This window comes from Cedecea sp. NFIX57, from assembly GCF_900177785.1.
GTDB classification, from domain to species: Bacteria; Pseudomonadota; Gammaproteobacteria; order Enterobacterales; family Enterobacteriaceae; genus Cedecea; species Cedecea neteri_C.
Genome location: NZ_FXAS01000022.1, coordinates 1 through 17,725, shown reverse-complemented (window position 1 = coordinate 17,725; position 17,725 = coordinate 1). Strand labels below are relative to the sequence as shown.

At 52.4% G+C, this 17,725-nt stretch carries 12 protein-coding genes; 4 read left to right on the top strand and 8 right to left on the bottom strand.

The window, feature by feature from the left end:
- Nucleotides 1-62: 62 nt before the first annotated feature.
- The 4 genes from rpsA to serC form a co-directional block, all read right to left on the bottom strand.
- Entirely contained in the window at nt 63-1,736 is a 1,674-nt protein-coding gene (gene rpsA, locus B9Y90_RS17990) for a 30S ribosomal protein S1 (RefSeq protein ID WP_008461180.1), read from the bottom strand.
- A 114-nt stretch (nt 1,737-1,850) separates the two neighbouring features.
- A complete protein-coding gene (cmk, locus tag B9Y90_RS17985) occupies nt 1,851-2,534 on the bottom strand; it encodes a (d)CMP kinase (protein ID WP_039291501.1) in 684 nt (227 codons plus the stop codon).
- A gap of 192 nt (nt 2,535-2,726) precedes the next feature.
- Entirely contained in the window at nt 2,727-4,010 is a 1,284-nt protein-coding gene (gene aroA / locus B9Y90_RS17980) for a 3-phosphoshikimate 1-carboxyvinyltransferase (protein WP_085542110.1), read from the bottom strand.
- 77 nt (nt 4,011-4,087) lie between these two features.
- Nucleotides 4,088-5,173 carry a 3-phosphoserine/phosphohydroxythreonine transaminase gene (gene serC, locus B9Y90_RS17975; protein ID WP_039291499.1) on the bottom strand — a complete coding sequence of 362 codons (1,086 nt, stop codon included), beginning with the start codon at nt 5,171-5,173 and terminating at the stop codon, nt 4,088-4,090.
- Nucleotides 5,174-5,511: 338 nt separating this feature from the next.
- On the opposite strand from serC, the gene ycaO reads away from it, so the two are divergent.
- The 4 genes from ycaO (at nt 5,512) to pflA (ending at nt 11,804) form a co-directional block, all read left to right on the top strand.
- The gene (ycaO, locus tag B9Y90_RS17970) at nt 5,512-7,275 is read left to right on the top strand and encodes a 30S ribosomal protein S12 methylthiotransferase accessory factor YcaO (protein ID WP_085542109.1); all 1,764 of its coding nucleotides are present in this window, start codon (nt 5,512-5,514) and stop codon (nt 7,273-7,275) included.
- Between the two features lie 402 nt (nt 7,276-7,677).
- Complete coding sequence (gene focA / locus B9Y90_RS17965; RefSeq protein WP_039291494.1) at nt 7,678-8,535, top strand: formate transporter FocA; 858 nt, start codon at nt 7,678-7,680, stop codon at nt 8,533-8,535.
- A 51-nt stretch (nt 8,536-8,586) separates the two neighbouring features.
- On the top strand, nt 8,587-10,869 hold the full coding sequence (pflB, locus tag B9Y90_RS17960; protein ID WP_008461167.1) for a formate C-acetyltransferase: 2,283 nt from the start codon (nt 8,587-8,589) through the stop codon (nt 10,867-10,869).
- A gap of 194 nt (nt 10,870-11,063) precedes the next feature.
- Nucleotides 11,064-11,804 carry a pyruvate formate lyase 1-activating protein gene (pflA, locus tag B9Y90_RS17955; RefSeq protein WP_039291492.1) on the top strand — a complete coding sequence of 247 codons (741 nt, stop codon included), beginning with the start codon at nt 11,064-11,066 and terminating at the stop codon, nt 11,802-11,804.
- A 120-nt stretch (nt 11,805-11,924) separates the two neighbouring features.
- Here pflA and B9Y90_RS17950 read toward each other — a convergent pair whose 3' ends face one another.
- The 4 genes from B9Y90_RS17950 to dmsA form a co-directional block, all read right to left on the bottom strand.
- Complete coding sequence (locus B9Y90_RS17950; RefSeq protein ID WP_008461162.1) at nt 11,925-13,073, bottom strand: MFS transporter; 1,149 nt, start codon at nt 13,071-13,073, stop codon at nt 11,925-11,927.
- Between the two features lie 296 nt (nt 13,074-13,369).
- On the bottom strand, nt 13,370-14,230 hold the full coding sequence (locus B9Y90_RS17945; protein ID WP_085542081.1) for a dimethyl sulfoxide reductase anchor subunit family protein: 861 nt from the start codon (nt 14,228-14,230) through the stop codon (nt 13,370-13,372).
- A gap of 1 nt (nt 14,231) precedes the next feature.
- Nucleotides 14,232-14,849: a DMSO/selenate family reductase complex B subunit gene (locus B9Y90_RS17940; RefSeq protein ID WP_085542080.1), complete on the bottom strand. Its 618-nt coding sequence runs from the start codon at nt 14,847-14,849 to the stop codon at nt 14,232-14,234.
- A gap of 10 nt (nt 14,850-14,859) precedes the next feature.
- A complete protein-coding gene (dmsA, locus tag B9Y90_RS17935; protein WP_085542079.1) occupies nt 14,860-17,301 on the bottom strand; it encodes a dimethylsulfoxide reductase subunit A in 2,442 nt (813 codons plus the stop codon).
- Between the last annotated feature and the right edge of the window lie 424 nt (nt 17,302-17,725).

Genomic DNA, 17,725 nt, shown 5'->3' with positions numbered 1-17,725 from the left:
GGGCGGCCGAAGCCGCCCTGATTTTATACCCTGGCAGAAGCCGGGATACAACGCTCGGACGATTACTCGCCTTTAGCTGCTTTGAATGCTTCAGCCATTGCGTTAGAGAAGTTGCCTTCTTCCTGTTTGTTGTTAACAGTCGCAATTGCATCTTTCTCGTCAGCTTCGTCTTTAGCACGAACAGACAGGCTTACAACACGGTTTTTACGATCAACGCCGGTGAATTTAGCTTCAACATCGTCGCCAACGTTCAGAACCAGAGTTGCATCTTCAACGCGGTCACGTGAAGCTTCAGAAGCACGCAGGTAGCCTTCTACGCCATCTGCTAATTCAACTGTAGCACCTTTCGCGTCAACTGCCGTTACTTTACCAGTAACGATAGTACCTTTCTTGTTCAGCGCAACGTAGTTGTTGAACGGATCTTCTGCGAGCTGTTTAACGCCCAGGGAGATACGCTCACGCTCTGCGTCAACCTGCAGAACAACGGCTGCAATTTCGTCGCCTTTTTTGTATTCACGTACTGCTTCTTCGCCTGCAACGTTCCAGGAGATGTCAGACAGGTGAACCAGGCCGTCGATGCCACCGTCCAGGCCGATGAAGATACCGAAGTCAGTGATAGACTTGATTTTACCTTCAACGCGATCGCCTTTGTTGTGGGTCTCAGCGAACTGCTGCCATGGGTTGTTTTTGCACTGCTTCAGACCCAGGGAGATACGACGACGTTCTTCGTCGATATCCAGAACCATAACTTCCACTACATCACCAACGTTAACAACTTTGGATGGGTGGATGTTTTTGTTGGTCCAATCCATTTCGGAAACGTGAACCAGGCCTTCAACGCCTTCTTCGATTTCAACGAAGCAGCCGTAGTCAGTCAGGTTGGTCACGCGACCAGTCAGTTTGGTACCTTCTGGATAACGCTTAGCGATAGCTACCCATGGATCTTCGCCCAGCTGTTTCAGGCCGAGGGAAACACGGGTACGTTCGCGGTCGAACTTCAGCACTTTAACAGTGATTTCGTCGCCAACGTTCACGATTTCGCTTGGATGCTTAACGCGTTTCCATGCCATATCGGTGATGTGCAGCAGGCCATCAACGCCACCCAGGTCAACGAATGCACCGTAGTCAGTGAGGTTCTTAACGATACCTTTAACTTCCATGCCTTCTTGCAGGTTTTCGAGCAGCTGATCGCGCTCTGCGCTGTTCTCAGACTCGATAACCGCACGACGGGAAACAACAACGTTGTTGCGTTTCTGGTCCAGCTTGATCACTTTGAACTCAAGCTCTTTGCCTTCGAGGTGCAGAGTGTCACGAACTGGACGAACGTCAACCAGGGAACCTGGCAGGAACGCACGAATACCGTTCAGCTCAACAGTGAAGCCACCTTTAACTTTGCCGTTGATAACACCGACCACAGTTTCAGCTTCTTCGTAAGCTTTTTCCAGCGTGATCCAAGCTTCGTGACGTTTAGCTTTCTCACGGGACAGCAGGGTTTCACCGAAGCCGTCTTCTACTGCGTCCAGCGCAACGTCAACTTCGTCGCCAACCTGAATTTCCAGTTCGCCAGCTGCGTTTTTGAACTGCTCTGCAGGGATTGCAGATTCAGATTTCAGGCCCGCATCAACCAGAACGACGTCTTTGTCGATAGCAACAACAACGCCACGAACGATGGAACCCGGACGGGTTTCGATTGTTTTAAGGGATTCTTCAAATAGTTGAGCAAAAGATTCAGTCATGTTTAATCTTCAAAAGTTAGATTAACGTCCATCTGGCGTCATGCCGGATGGGGTTGTTTTACATACCCGCTCACACTCCGTTGCAGCGGGGGTACTACAAAATGGGTCGCTATCTCAAGCGAGCGCCAGCTTTTCACGGGCGTATTGTAGCGCTTTTTCAATTACTTGCTCAATGCTCATACTGGTTGAATCCAGTACTAAAGCATCGGCAGCAGGCACTAACGGCGCTACAGACCGATTGCGGTCGCGATCGTCGCGTTCCTTTATCTCGGCCAAAAGGCGCTCAAAGTTAACACTAAAGCCTTTCCCCTGCAACTGTAGCATGCGCCTGTGGGCGCGCTCTTCAGAGGAGGCATCAAGGAAAATTTTCACCGGCGCATCTGGGAATACAACGGTTCCCATATCCCGTCCGTCGGCAATCAGGCCCGGCGCTTCACGGAAAGCACGCTGACGGCGCAGCAAGGCTTCCCGCACGCGAGGGAACGCCGCCACCTGAGAAGCCGCATTTGCCACTTCCTGAGTGCGGATTTCAGCGCTAACGTCTTCCCCTTCCAGGACCACTTCCAGATTGCCTTCGGTAGAAATAAACCGAACGTCCAGGTGGGCCGCAAGAGGCACCAGGGCGTCTTCGGAAGCCACATCAACATGGTGATGTAACGCAGCGAGCGCCAGAACGCGATAAATCGCACCAGAGTCCAGCAGATGCCACTGCAGCGCTTCGGCCATGGCCTTACAAAGCGTGCCTTTACCGGCGCCACTTGGGCCATCAATCGTTATTACCGGGGCGGATGCCGTCATCGTTTTCTCCTCTATCGCTGGATTCGCGGGTGGTAAACGCCGCGCATTATACGCCGCAACCGCCAGGACTGTTATCTTTCCAGGCAAATATCCACGGGAATCAGGCTGAGTGTAGAAGAATTGCGCAACGGGCGTTGTAAGGAATCGTAGAGAGAAAGAAAAACCGCATCAGACGATGCGGTTTTACAAACATTATGCTGGGGTACTGATGCGTGCTAGCTGCTCGAAATAATCAGGGAAAGTTTTCGCCGTGCAGCCTGGATCAAGAATTGTCACTGGCGTATCAGACAACGCCACCAACGAGAAACACATCGCCATACGGTGATCGTTGTAAGTGCCAATCTCAGCAAACGTCAGTTTAGCCGGTGGCGTAACGCGAATATAGTCTTCGCCCTCTTCAACTTCTGCGCCAACTTTCCGTAACTCCGTCGCCATTGCGCTCAGACGATCGGTCTCTTTTACACGCCAGTTATAGATATTGCGCAGCGTGGTCGTGCCTTTAGCAAACAGGGCCGCTGTCGCGATAGTCATTGCCGCATCCGGGATATGGTTCATGTCCATGTCGATAGCGTTTAGTTCACCACGTTCACAGCTAATGAAGTCATCGCCCCAGATCACTTTGGCGCCCATTTTCTCAAGCACATCAGCAAAGCGGATATCGCCCTGCACGCTGTTACGCCCGATGCCGGTGACCTTTACCACACCGCCTTTAATTGCCCCTGCGGCCAGGAAGTAAGAAGCTGAGGATGCATCACCTTCTACGAGGTATGCTCCTGGAGATTGATACTGCTGTGCACCGCGAATCAGGAAGCTGCGATAGTCACGGTTTTCAACTTCCACGCCGAAGGTTTTCATCAGATGCAGCGTGATATCGATATAAGGCTTGGAAACCAGCTCACCTTTAATGGTGATTTCAGTGTCATGTGCAGCCAGAGGCGCGGTCATCAGTAGTGCGGTCAGGAACTGGCTGGATACGCTGCCGTCCACTTCAACCTTGCCACCACCAAAGCCACCACGCAGACGCAGCGGCGGGTAATTCTCTTGCTCAAGATACTCAATGTTCGCCCCGCCCTGGCGCAGCGCATCGACAAGATGGCCGATTGGACGCTCTTTCATGCGCGGCTCGCCGGTCAGCACAATATTGTTACTACCAAGACACAACGCTGCAGCCAGCGGACGCATAGCGGTGCCAGCATTCCCTAAAAAGAGTTCCAGCTCACCTTGTGCCTCCAGAGGCCCGGCCACGCCGGTGACTTCACAACGGGTACGATCCGCCGAAAGCGTATAGCTCACGCCCAGCGCCTTAAGCGCGTTAAGCATATGGCGGACATCATCGCTATCCAGCAGATTGGTCAGCACCGTGGTGCCTTTGGCCAGCGCGGCCAGCAGCAGCGCGCGGTTAGACACGCTTTTTGAACCCGGCAGATTAATGGTGCCGTCGACCAGCGCGATGGGTTGTAACGTCAGGGATTCCAGCATGGGAAAAATACTCTCAACTCAAACAGAATAAAAACCCCGCAGACGGGCCGCGGGGCGAATTGCTAATGCATTAATTAACCGTGGCGACGCTCGAAGTCCACCATGAAGTCAGTCAACGCTTTGACGCCATCAAGTGGCATCGCGTTATAAATCGACGCGCGCATGCCACCGACAACGCGGTGGCCTTTTAGAGAATGCAGGCCAGCAGCGAAGGACTCCTCAAGGAACACTTTGTCCAGCGCACTATCCGCCAGTTGGAAAGGAACGTTCATGCGTGAACGGTTGGAAGCCGCAACATCGTTACGATAGAAATCGCTGTTATCAATGACGCCGTACAGCAATTCAGCCTTGGCCTGATTGATACGATCCATCGAGGCAACGCCGCCCTGCTCTTTCAGCCATTTAAAGACCAGGCCTGCCAGATACCAGGCAAAAGTCGGCGGCGTGTTAAACATTGAGTCATTGTCGTTCAGCACGGTGTAATCGATAATCGACGGGCACGCTTTATGCGCTTTGCCCAGCAGATCCTCACGAACAACGACCAGAGTCAGGCCCGCAGGGCCGATGTTTTTCTGTGCACCTGCATAGATCACACCGAAACGGCTGACGTCGATAGGGCGAGACAGAATAGTAGAAGAGAAATCAGCGGCAACGACGGTATCACCAAAATCAGGGGTTTCGTCTATCGAAATACCGTCAATTGTCTCGTTCGGGCAATAATGCAGAAACGCGCTGTTATCAGACACCTGCCATTCGCTCATCGGCTTGATAGCGCGCTTACCGTCCACGGTGATTTTTACGTCATGGGCAACCGGCTGACAGTATTTTTTCGCTTCTTTAATTGCGCTATTTGCCCAGTAGCCGCCGTCAATGTAGTCGGCGGTGGTTTTGTCACCGAGAATATTCAGCGGCACGCCTGCAAACTGACCGCGCCCGCCGCCGTGGCAGAATAAAACTTTATAGTTGGAGGGGATTTGCAGCAGATCGCGAAAATCTTTTTCCGCCTCTTCAGCGACCTGAATAAACTCTTTACCACGGTGGCTAATTTCCATTACGGAAGTGCCCAGACCGTGCCAGTCGCACAGCTCCTGTTGTGCACGACGAAGTACTTCAGCCGGCAGCATCGCCGGGCCAGAACTAAAATTGTATACCTGTGTCATTTCCCCTCACCACGCCTCGAGCAATAAGTTTTTATTACATTATCGGTTTTATCATTCAGCGACGCAGTGTTGCAACGGTTAATCCCTCGCGGAAGACCAATGTGAGCAAAATCACACAACACAATCTTCCGGCAAGCGAAAAAACTGCCCGATTTCCGACGGTAACGCGATATGACGGACATGCCCAATAACGGCCAGTCATTTTACTACCATAACAGCGAGTTACTGTAAGCAGGCATAGCCTGTTATGCTAGCGTCGCCTGCACCGGGCTGAAGATAGCGTCTGCCCGGTAAAACCCGTATCATTGCGCGTTTTGCGTACCATTAAAGTGAACCCCATGACCCAGACATTTATCCCTGGCAAAGATGCCGCCCTGGAAGACTCCATCGCTCGCTTCCAGAAAAAGCTGACCGATCTCGGTTTTAATATCGAAGAAGCCTCCTGGCTTAACCCGGTACCAAACGTTTGGTCAGTGCATATCCGTGACAAAGACAGCGCCCTGTGCTTCACCAACGGTAAAGGCGCGACCAAAAAAGCGGCGCTGGCATCCGCGCTGGGTGAATATTTTGAACGTCTGTCGACCAACTACTTCTTCGCTGACTTCTGGCTGGGCGATACGATTGCAAACGGCCCGTTCGTGCATTACCCGAACGAGAAATGGTTCCCGCTGCCGGAAGATGACCAACTGCCTGAAGGCATCCTCGACGATCGTCTGCGCGCTTTCTACGACCCGGAAAACGAAGTCGGCGCCGGGATGCTGATCGATCTGCAGTCCGGGAATGACGAGCGCGGTATTTGCGCTCTGCCGTTCACCCGCCAGTCAGACCTGCAGACCGTTTATATCCCGATGAACATCATTGGTAACCTGTATGTTTCCAACGGCATGTCTGCGGGCAACACCGCTAATGAAGCGCGGGTACAAGGCCTGTCTGAAGTCTTCGAACGCCATATCAAAAACCGCATCATCGCTGAAAGCATCAGCCTGCCAGAGATCCCACAAGATGTGCTGGCCCGCTATCCGGGCGTCGTGGAGTCCATTAAAACGCTTGAAGCTGAAGGCTTCCCTATTTTTGCGTATGACGGTTCTCTGGGCGGTAAGTACCCGGTTATCTGCGTCGTACTGTTCAACCCGGCCAACGGAACCTGTTTCGCCTCCTTCGGCGCACACCCTGATTTTGGCGTTGCGTTGGAACGTACCGTCACCGAGTTGCTCCAGGGGCGCGGTCTGAAAGATCTGGATGTCTTTACGCCGCCAAGCTTCGACGATGAAGAAGTTGCTGAACACGCAAATCTGGAAACACACTTCATCGATTCAAGCGGCCTGATTTCCTGGGATATGTTCAAGCAGGATGCGGACTACCCGTTCGCCGACTGGAGCTTTGCAGGCACAACGGAAGAAGAGTTCGCCACACTGATGGCTATCTTCAAGTCGGAAGATCAAGAAGTGTATATCGCCGACTACGAGCATCTGGACGTCTACGCCTGCCGTATTATCGTCCCGGGCATGTCTGATATTTACCCTGCCGACGACCTGCTGCTGGCCAACAACAGCATGGGCAGCCACCTGCGTGAAACGATTCTTGCTCTGCCGGACAGCGAATGGGAGCAGCAGGATTACCTGGATCTGATTGCCCAACTGGACGATGAAGGCCATGATGATTTCACCCGCGTGCGTGAGTTACTGGGCCTGGCAACCGGGAAAGATAACGGCTGGTACACGCTGCGCATTGGCGAGCTGAAAGCCATGCTGGCGCTAGCGGGCGGCGATCTTGAGCAGGCGCTGATCTGGACCGAATGGACCATGGAGTTCAACGCCTCTATCTTTAGCCCGGAACGTGCCAACTACTACCGCTGCCTGCAAACTCTGCTTCTGTTGTCTCAGGAAGAAGAGCGCGAGCCTCTGCAATACCTGAATGCATTCGTGCGTATGTACGGGGCTGAAGCCGTGGATGCCGCCAGTGCGGCAATGAGCGGTGAAGCTGCATTCTACGGGCTGCAGTCAGTGGATAAGGATCTGAAAGCTTTCCCGGCGCATCAGGCTCTGCTGGCCGCATACGAAAAATTACAGCGTGCTAAAGCCAAATATTGGCAGGTAAAGTAATTTCCTGACAACTTCCAGGTGCGCACAGCACCTTGTCTGAGCTATATTACGGGGCGCTTTTTTGCGCCCCTTTTTATTATTGCAACAATAATAATTTATTATGTAATTTTTTGGTTAACTTCAGGTAAATGGTTATTTTTTGACAACGGTAATAATGTTATCAAAATATAAAAATACCCCATTATAATTAACCAATCTCGCGTAAGGGAGAAGCTAAATTCAATTTTATTTATAATAATTAAAATTTATTTTTTCTTTTAAAATCAATAAAATAAGATGAAAAACAGGAAAAGACCTGCTTTTTCAGTGCCTATTAGCTTGGCGAGATATGATCCACATCAATTTTTACTCTATAATGCTTTGTTAGTATCTCCTCGCCGAATTAAATAAGAGAGAGTTAGTGTGAAAGCTGACAACCCTTTTGATCTAGTACTTCCACCAGCGATGGCGAAAATTGCCGAAGATGCTGGCGTCTATAAAGCAACGAAACAACCGCTAACGACCTTTTACTTAGCGATTACCGCCGGCGTCTTCATTTCGATTGCCTTCGTGTTCTACATCACCGCCACCACCGGCACATCCACGATTCCTTTTGGAATCGCCAAGCTGATTGGCGGCACATGCTTCTCATTAGGTTTAATTCTTTGCGTTATCTGCGGTGCAGACCTCTTTACCTCCACCGTGCTGATTGTCGTTGCCAAAGCCAGCGGCCGTATCACCTGGGGCCAGCTACTGCGTAACTGGGCTAACGTCTACATCGGTAACCTGGTCGGTGCTCTACTCTTTGTGCTGCTGATCTGGCTGTCTGGCATGTATATGACCGCCAACGGCGCATGGGGGCTGAATGTCCTGCAAACCGCCGACCATAAAATGCATCACACATTTGTTGAGGCCGTCTGCCTTGGCATCCTGGCAAATCTGATGGTGTGTCTCGCCGTCTGGATGAGCTACTCCGGCCGCAGCCTGATGGACAAAATGTTTGCTATGATCCTTCCGGTTGCCATGTTTGTTGCCAGCGGCTTTGAGCACAGCATCGCAAATATGTTCATGATCCCGATGGCTATCGTGGTTCGTGACTTTGCCAGCCCGGAATTCTGGACCGCAGTAGGGTCTTCTCCGGAAAGTTTCTCGCATCTGACCGTGTTGAACTTCATCACCGATAACCTGATTCCAGTCACCATCGGAAACATCATCGGCGGAGGTTTACTGGTTGGGTTGACATACTGGGTAATTTATCTGCGCGGTGGCGACAAGCACTAAGCTAAGTCAGTACGCAGGTTTAAGAACTCCACATTAGAAGGTAGGTGTTACATGTCCGAGCAAAATGAAAAGTTAGCCACAGCCTGGGAAGGTTTTGCTAAAGGCGACTGGCAGAATGAAGTTAACGTCCGTGACTTCATTCAGAAAAACTACACCCCGTACGAGGGTGACGAGTCCTTCCTGGCAGGTGCTACCGACGCAACTACCAAACTGTGGGACAGCGTGATGGAAGGCATCAAACTGGAAAACAGCACTCACGCGCCAGTTGACTTCGATACCGACCTCGCGTCTACCATCACCGCTCACGATGCGGGCTACATCAACAAGTCCCTCGAAACCATCGTGGGTCTGCAGACCGATGCTCCTCTGAAACGCGCCATCATTCCTTTCGGCGGCATCAAAATGGTCGAAGGCTCTTGCAAAGTATACGGTCGTGAACTTGACCCGATGCTGAAAAAGATCTTCACCGAATACCGTAAAACCCATAACCAGGGCGTGTTTGACGTTTACACCAAAGACATCCTGAACTGCCGTAAATCCGGCGTTATTACCGGTCTGCCAGATGCCTATGGCCGTGGCCGTATCATCGGTGACTACCGTCGCGTTGCGCTGTACGGTATCGACTATCTGATGAAAGACAAGTTCGCTCAGTTCAACTCACTGCAAACCAAACTGGAAAACGGTGAAGATCTGGAAGCGACTATCCGTCTGCGTGAAGAAATCTCCGAACAGCACCGCGCGCTGGGTCAGATCAAAGAGATGGCTGCTAAATATGGCTACGACATCTCCGGTCCTGCGACCAACGCTCAGGAAGCTATTCAGTGGACTTACTTCGGCTACCTGGCTGCAGTTAAATCTCAGAACGGCGCTGCAATGTCCTTCGGTCGCGTATCCACCTTCCTGGATGCTTACATCGAGCGCGACATCAAAGCAGGCAAAATCAACGAGCAAGACGCTCAGGAAATGATTGACCATCTGGTCATGAAACTGCGTATGGTTCGTTTCCTGCGTACCCCTGAATATGATGAGCTGTTCTCCGGCGACCCAATCTGGGCAACCGAATCTATCGGCGGGATGGGCGTTGATGGCCGTACTCTGGTGACCAAAAACAGCTTCCGCTTCCTGAACACCCTGTACACCATGGGGCCGTCTCCGGAGCCAAACATCACCATTCTGTGGTCTGAAAAACTGCCACTGAACTTCAAAAAATACGCGGCTAAAGTCTCCATCGATACCTCTTCTCTGCAGTACGAGAATGACGATCTGATGCGTCCTGACTTCAACAACGATGACTACGCTATCGCATGCTGCGTAAGCCCGATGATCGTTGGTAAGCAAATGCAGTTCTTCGGTGCTCGTGCAAACCTGGCGAAAACCATGCTGTACGCTATCAACGGCGGCGTTGATGAAAAACTGAAAATGCAGGTTGGTCCTAAAGAAGCACCAATCACTGCCGACGTTCTGGACTACGACAATGTGTTGGATCGTCTGGATCACTTCATGGACTGGCTGGCTAAACAGTACGTTACCGCGCTGAATATCATTCACTACATGCATGATAAATACAGCTACGAAGCGTCTCTGATGGCTCTGCACGACCGTGACGTTGTTCGTACCATGGCTTGTGGTATCGCGGGTCTGTCCGTTGCGGCTGACTCCCTGTCTGCAATCAAATACGCGAAAGTAAAACCTATCCGTGACGAAGACGGCCTGGCTATCGACTTCGAAATCGAAGGTGAATATCCACAGTTCGGTAACAACGATCCTCGCGTAGATGACATCGCCGTTGATCTGGTTGAACGTTTCATGAAGAAAATTCAGAAACTGACCACCTACCGTGGCGCTATCGCGACCCAGTCTGTTCTGACCATCACCTCTAACGTGGTTTATGGTAAGAAAACCGGTAACACCCCAGACGGTCGTCGTGCAGGTACTCCGTTCGGCCCAGGCGCTAACCCAATGCACGGTCGTGACCAGAAAGGTGCTGTTGCCTCCCTGACTTCCGTTGCTAAACTGCCGTTTGCCTACGCGAAAGATGGTATCTCTTATACCTTCTCCATCGTGCCAAACGCGCTGGGTAAAGACGATGACGTGCGTAAAACCAACCTTGCAGGCCTGATGGACGGTTACTTCCACCACGAAGCAAACATCGAAGGTGGTCAGCACCTGAACGTCAACGTGATGAACCGTGAAATGCTGCTGGATGCGATGGAAAACCCTGAGAAATATCCTCAGCTGACCATCCGTGTATCCGGTTATGCCGTTCGCTTCAACTCGCTGACTAAAGAGCAGCAGCAGGACGTTATTACCCGTACCTTCACTCAGTCCATCTAATTCCTTGTCAGACTGAAGAAGCGTACTATATAAAGGCTCCACTCCCGTGGGGCCTTTTTACTCACCTCCCTACCCTCAGCCTGCTTTGCCAGCTATCTATACTCTGGGTATCTGTCAAAACAGACTTAACACAGCCGGCTTGAGCTGTGCACGACACAGGCCCTGGACGGGCCACATCTGGAGAGATCACCGCAATGTCAGCAATCGGACGAATTCACTCTTTTGAATCCTGTGGTACCGTGGATGGCCCCGGTATCCGCTTTATCACCTTCTTCCAGGGCTGCCTGATGCGCTGCCTGTACTGCCACAACCGCGACACCTGGGACACCCACGGTGGCAAAGAAGTGACAGTAGAAGATCTGATGAAAGAAGTTGTCACCTATCGCCACTTCATGAATGCCTCCGGCGGTGGCGTCACCGCGTCCGGCGGCGAGGCTATCCTGCAGGCCGAATTTGTACGTGATTGGTTCCGCGCCTGCCACAAAGAAGGAATTCATACCTGCCTGGACACCAACGGCTTTGTTCGCCGCTACGATCCTGTGATTGATGAGTTGCTAGAAGTCACCGACCTGGTGATGCTCGATCTCAAGCAAATGAATGATGAAATCCACCAGAATCTGGTCGGGGTTTCCAACCACCGCACGCTTGAATTTGCACAATATCTGTCGAAGAAAGACATTAAAGTGTGGATCCGCTACGTGGTCGTGCCGGGCTGGTCTGACGATGATGATTCTGCGCATCGCCTGGGTGAGTTCACCCGCGACATGGGCAACGTTGAAAAAATCGAGCTACTGCCGTACCACGAGCTGGGCAAACACAAGTGGGTGGCGATGGGCGAAGAATACAAGCTGGATGGCGTACATCCGCCGAAGAAAGAAACAATGGAGCGGGTGAAAGGTATTCTGGAGCAGTACGGCCATAAAGTGATGTACTGATTCGAACCGTGCTCCCCTCTGTGGGAGCACGTATATTTCCGTTACGGCCTGTTTACTTCTCAGTAAGACTGTACCAGTCACAAATTTCGGTGTTATTGAATCCTGGACACAATAAACGGATTAAGCGTGAGCCACCGGGGTTGGATGATGACCCGCCTTACGCAGCAGCATCATCAGATAAACAAATGACACTGCGGCCATCATGATAAACAGCACGTTATCAGAATAATTTTGCATCAGTAGCGCAGTAACCGTCGGCCCAATCAGGCTCCCGATGGTGTAGCTCAGCAACAGAGCCTGATTCATCGCCACCAACTGATGACGTTCAATTCTTTCGCAAGCCCAGGCCATCGCCACTGGGTAGAGCGTGAAACCGAAAGCCCCAAGCACGAATAGCGCAGGCCCCATGGCGGCGTTGCTGAGCATTGCCAGACAGCCGAGAATCACCACGAACACCTGCACACGCAGCACCAACAGACGGCCATATTTATCCGCCAGACGCCCCATCGGCCACTGACCAACAATACCCGCGCTGATCATTAGCGCCATCCAAAAGCCAATACCGGAGTCACTCACGCCCTGATGGTTCAAATACAACGGCATCAGGCCATACAGAGAGCCAAGTACGATACCTGACATAATGCAGCCGTTCACGCCCAGCCGGGCCTGACGCAGGCGCAGCATCGGCCAGACCGGAGTGTTATCCCGATGCTCATCGCCGTCGCTGACGATATGGGTAAACAGCAGCGGAAGGATAGCGGCCAGCACCAGCGCGGTAGCCCACGGTAGAACGTTCATCAGCTCAGTCGAAAGCTTACTGACCATCAGTTGGCCGACAACCATCCCGATGTAGTAAACGGTCATATAAGCCGCCAGCAGACGGCCGCGGTTGCGGGAAGTCCCGCTGCACATCAGCGCGCTTTCAACCACAACCCAAATCATTGCGCAGCCAACACCTGCCACAAACCGCCAAACCATCCAGCTCCAGAAACCAACCATCAGCCCGAGGCCAATACAACCCACGGCAAATATAATGGAGGCAAGATAGTAGCTGCGGTTAAACCCGTGACGCTTAATCACCCATCCGGTAATCAATGTCCCGACCAGGTTGCCGGTAAAGTAGGCGGAGCCCACCATCCCAACCTGCCAGGTAGGAAGATTATCGTGAGCCAGCCAAAGCGGGACGAGCGTGTTTAAAACCGCCATCGCCAGAGTCAGCAGCAAAAGCCCGCAAAGCAGGAGCAATACGGGACGGGTATAGGTGGTCATGGGTATCAAACCGTGAGGAAATCAGGAAATTTGTGCGCATCATGCCACCGGCAAATTGATTGTCAATCCAGCAATAATGGGGGGTGAGAGGGGTTTTGACGGGAACGATTTGAAAAACTTATCCTGCTAATAAGTGACCGGGGTCACGTAAATTGTATCTCCCTGTTTTTGATGCGATATAGCGGGAAGCAGGCAAAAATGAGCAATGAAAAATTTCATGGATATTCAGGTGAGATTTTCTTATCTGAAAGCATGAAAAAGCGCGCCCACAGACGCGCTTATAACTCGATGAAATGTTAGCTCGCGATCGCCATACCAACCGTCATATGCAGCCCATAGAAAACGCCACGACCGATAAGTTCGCCTGCAATCACCAATACCATCGCCAGCGTCATCAAGCCGACGCCAGGCCGATAACCTTTCAACTGTGGAACAATCCAGCCGACCAGAGCAATCACCAGCAAGACCATCCGCCACGCCATCAACGAGCCGTACTCCGGCACCAGCGCAGATGCCTGCTGAACAGAATTATGCAGCGTGGCCAGCTCCATGCCCTGCATCAGCACAACGCCCATGCTAACCAGCAAGGCAAGCAGCGAGACGACAGGCAATATACGCATCCCCCAGCCGCTGACTCCGGCGGCAGAAAGCAGTAAATAGCCCAGCAGTGGGCCACCGATGAACATCGTCAGGAAGAAGCTCAGCGGCGTCCAGACGCTAAACCAGGTAGGGACAGTGTCGATCAAATAAACCCGACTCATCATCCAGACAAACACCACACCCAGAATCATGGTGACTACGGCCCAAACTTTGCTGAGCGTCTGAGGCATTTTGCCAAGCACGGTCAAAAGCCACCAGAAACCACCCACCGCAAAAAATACCGATCCACTGGCAATTTCATTACTCAGCGCCGAGCTACCGAGACGGTTCAATGAGTTGAAAGCTCGCAGCGGCGACCCGAGATGCAAAATAGAGGCAATAAAGCCGATGCCCATCAGGATCCACAGCACCACCATCAGCAACTCGGCGCGCTTGCGAACCGCCCTGTCCTTCATGCCATACAACAGCGCCAGGGCCATAACAATAAACCCACCTGCAACGCACTGGCCTAACACCGTAAAGACCATCAGCGGCCATTCATGCCATCCGTTTCCCATCTCACACCTCCTTCGGGTTGGCCAGATAACCGCTGGTATCCCCACTTGGGCGGCTGTTGGCGTTAGGTTTAATCACGATATTTGGTTTTGTGAAGTGCGCTGCAGGCAGCGGAGCAATGGCGGCCTGAGTCCCGTACTTTTTGCGTAACTCATCGATAGGCGCTAAATCCAGCGCGCGCAACGGGCAGGATTCTACACAAATCGGCTTTTCCCCCTCAGCTACGCGCTCATAACAGCCGTCACACTTGGTCATGTGGCCTTTCTCTTCGTTGTACTGCGGAGCACCGTACGGACACGCCATATGGCAGTAGCGGCAGCCGATGCAAACCTCTTCGTTCACCACCACAAACCCATCTTCCCGCTTGTGCATCGCGCCGCTCGGGCAGACCTTAGTACAGGCCGGATCTTCACAGTGGTTACAGGAGATAGAAAGGTAGTAGGCGAAAACATCCTGGTGGAAAACACCGTTATCTTCCTGCCAGTTACCGCCCGCATATTCATAAATGCGGCGATAGCTGACTTCCGGACTCAGGTTCTTAAAATCCTTGCACGCCAGTTCGCAGGTTTTGCAGCCGGTGCAGCGGCTGGAGTCGATATAAAAGCCATATTGGGTTGTCATTTACTGCTCCTTACGCCTTTTCAACCTGAACCAGGTTACTGTGGGATGGATTGCCTTTTGCCAGCGGTGACGGGCGCTGAGTGGTCAGCACGTTGATGCTTCCCGCGCGGTCTACCTTGTTGGCATCCGGGCTATACCAGGCTCCTTCTCCTAAAGCGACAACGCCAGGAATGATGCGTGGCGTGACTTTGGCGTTAATGCGTACTTCCCCACGATCGTTAAAAATACGGACCTCATCACCATTGGCGATGCCGCGCTGTTTTGCATCCAGCGGGTTGATCCACATCTCCTGACGACAGGCCGCCTTCAGCACGTCAACGTTGCCATAGGTTGAATGCGTCCGCGCTTTGTAATGGAAGCCGGTCAGCTGCAGCGGCCATTTTTCCGCCAACGGATCGCCAACGTTCTCAAAACCAGCGCTATACACCGGCAGCGGGTCGATGACATCGCCTTCCGGCAGTTCCCAGGTGGCGGCAATATCTGCAAGCTGAGCGGAATAGATCTCAATTTTCCCCGACGGTGTCGTTAGTGGGTTGGCATGGGGATCTTCACGGAAGGCTTTGTAGGCGACGTGATGTCCTTCCGGGTCACGCTTTTTAAACATCCCCAACCGGCGGAATTCATCAAAGCCAGGTAGCTCAGGGATCGCAGCCTGAGATTGAGCATACAGGTGACGCATCCAGCCTTCCTGCGTCCGTCCTTCCGTGAAACGCTGCTCCACTCCCATACGTTTCGCCAGTTCAGTCGTCATTTCATAGATGGTTTTGCATTCAAAACGCGGCTTGATGGCCTGTTCGGCAAAAATCACATACGACATGTTGCCGCAGGAAGCATCGAGGCAGAAATCCATCTGCTCAGAGGCCGTGCAATCTGGCAGAAGAATATCGGCGTATTTCGCAGAGGACGTCATGTGGTTGTCGATCACCACGATCATTTCGCATTTTTTATCATCCTGCAGAATGTCGTGCGTGCGGTTGATCTGAGAGTGCTGGTTAATCAGGCAATTCCCGGCATAGTTCCAGACCATTTTAATCGGTACATCCAGTTTCTCTTTACCACGCACGCCGTCGCGGGTGGCTGTCATCTCCGCGCCTCGCTCAATGGCATCCGTCCACATAAACATGGAGATGCTGGTTTGAACCGGATTTTCCAGCGTAGGCATTCGCACAAACGGCAGGCTATAAGAGCCTTCACGCGCCCCGCTGTTGCCCCCATGAATACCGACGTTACCGGTCAGGATAGAAAGCATGGCGATTGCGCGGGAAACCAGTTCGCCGTTGGAGTGACGCTGCGGCCCCCAACCCTGGCTGATAAAGGCCGGTTTAGCACTGCCAATTTCCCGGGCAAGTTTGATAATACGATCGGTCGGAATACCGGTTATCTGCGAAGCCCATTCAGGCGTTTTAACAACGCCGTCTGTCCCCTGGCCGAGTATGTAAGCTTTGTAGTGGCCATTGCGCGGCGCACCTGCCGGGAGCGTTTTTTCATCATAGCCCACGCAGTATTTGTCGAGAAAAGCCTGATCCACGAGATTTTCATCGATCATTACCCACGCCAGCGCGGAAATCAGTGCCGCATCGGTGCCAGGGCGAATAGGGATCCACTCGTCTTCCCGACCTGCGCCAGTATCGGTGTAACGTGGATCGATAATAATCATTCGGGCATTGGATTTTTGGCGAGCCTGCTCGAGGTAATAAGTCACCCCGCCACCGCTCATCCGCGTTTCGCCCGGATTATTGCCGAACAGTACCACCAGCTTGCTGTTTTCAATATCGGATGGGCTGTTGCCGTCCGCCCAGCCGCCGTAGGTATAATTCAGACCAGCGGCAATCTGTGCAGTGGAATAGTCCCCGTAATGATTGAGGTAGCCACCACAGCAGTTCATCAGGCGGGCAATCAGCGTGGAGCCCGGCGGCCAGGAACGCGTCATGGTGCCGCCCAACGTACCGGTACCGTAGTTCAGATAAATAGCTTCGTTACCATGCTCTTTAATGATGCCCTTCATGCTGTGGGCGATGGTATCAAACGCTTCATCCCAGCTGATGCGCTCGAACTTCCCTTCGCCGCGCGCGCCAACACGCTTCATCGGATATTTCAGGCGATCAGCATTGTAGACTCGGCGACGCATAGAGCGACCACGCAGGCAGGCCCGAACCTGGTGTAAACCTTCATAATCGTCATCGCCGGTGTTATCGGTTTCGACATATTTAATTTCGCCATCCACCACATGCATACGCAACGGGCAGCGGCTGCCGCAGTTGACCGTACAGGCGCTCCAGGCCACTTTCTCATCACCACCAGGGTTATCCGGTTGGGAGGCAAAAGCAAGCCTGGAAAAAGGAAGTGAGAAGGCGCTAGTTGCAGCAGCTAAACCACCGATTGCCGTGGTTTGGACCAGCTTACGACGGCTGACCTCTGCCGCGAGGATCGCGTTAGGGGTTTTATCAGTCATAGTGACCTACTTGTTTTGCTCACAGTTAAAATAAGCCGACAGCGGTCACGCGGGTTGAGAGCCCACATTCCGTTGCGCAGCTAAAGAGTGAAAGGGGTGTCCGGTTTATTTTTATTGAAGGATTGACCTGGCCGCGTCACGCCTTGTGAAGCACGGCCGTCAAATGATGATTAGATTGAAGTTTTAATTGAACAATCATCACCCGCTTCCGGTGAGCAATAATACTTCTTTGGGAGTAGGGGTTATTGTCTGGTATCAAGAAAGGCGGTGTTGACGTAAAAGCTCGGAATTACGGTATAAAAAAAGCGCCCTGAGGCGCTTCAGATTGATGACAAAGTCCTGGCCGTGAGGCCGGGACTTTGATCTAATAAGGTCAGTGCAAAAAACGGACTGACCGCCATGCTCAGAGAACTTTCCCCGCAGC

Bases quoted from the DNA above. Each gene is read 5' to 3' on its own strand.
- ycaO (WP_085542109.1), top strand. From the start codon at position 5,512: ATGACCCAGACATTTATCCCTGGCAAAGATGCCGCCCTGGAAGACTCC.
- pflA (WP_039291492.1), top strand. From the start codon at position 11,064: ATGTCAGCAATCGGACGAATTCACTCTTTTGAATCCTGTGGTACCGTG.
- pflB (WP_008461167.1), top strand. From the start codon at position 8,587: ATGTCCGAGCAAAATGAAAAGTTAGCCACAGCCTGGGAAGGTTTTGCT.
- B9Y90_RS17945 (WP_085542081.1), bottom strand. From the start codon at position 14,230: ATGGGAAACGGATGGCATGAATGGCCGCTGATGGTCTTTACGGTGTTA.
- cmk (WP_039291501.1), bottom strand. From the start codon at position 2,534: ATGACGGCATCCGCCCCGGTAATAACGATTGATGGCCCAAGTGGCGCC.
- rpsA (WP_008461180.1), bottom strand. From the start codon at position 1,736: ATGACTGAATCTTTTGCTCAACTATTTGAAGAATCCCTTAAAACAATC.
- dmsA (WP_085542079.1), bottom strand. From the start codon at position 17,301: ATGACTGATAAAACCCCTAACGCGATCCTCGCGGCAGAGGTCAGCCGT.
- B9Y90_RS17950 (WP_008461162.1), bottom strand. From the start codon at position 13,073: ATGACCACCTATACCCGTCCCGTATTGCTCCTGCTTTGCGGGCTTTTG.
- serC (WP_039291499.1), bottom strand. From the start codon at position 5,173: ATGACACAGGTATACAATTTTAGTTCTGGCCCGGCGATGCTGCCGGCT.
- B9Y90_RS17940 (WP_085542080.1), bottom strand. From the start codon at position 14,849: ATGACAACCCAATATGGCTTTTATATCGACTCCAGCCGCTGCACCGGC.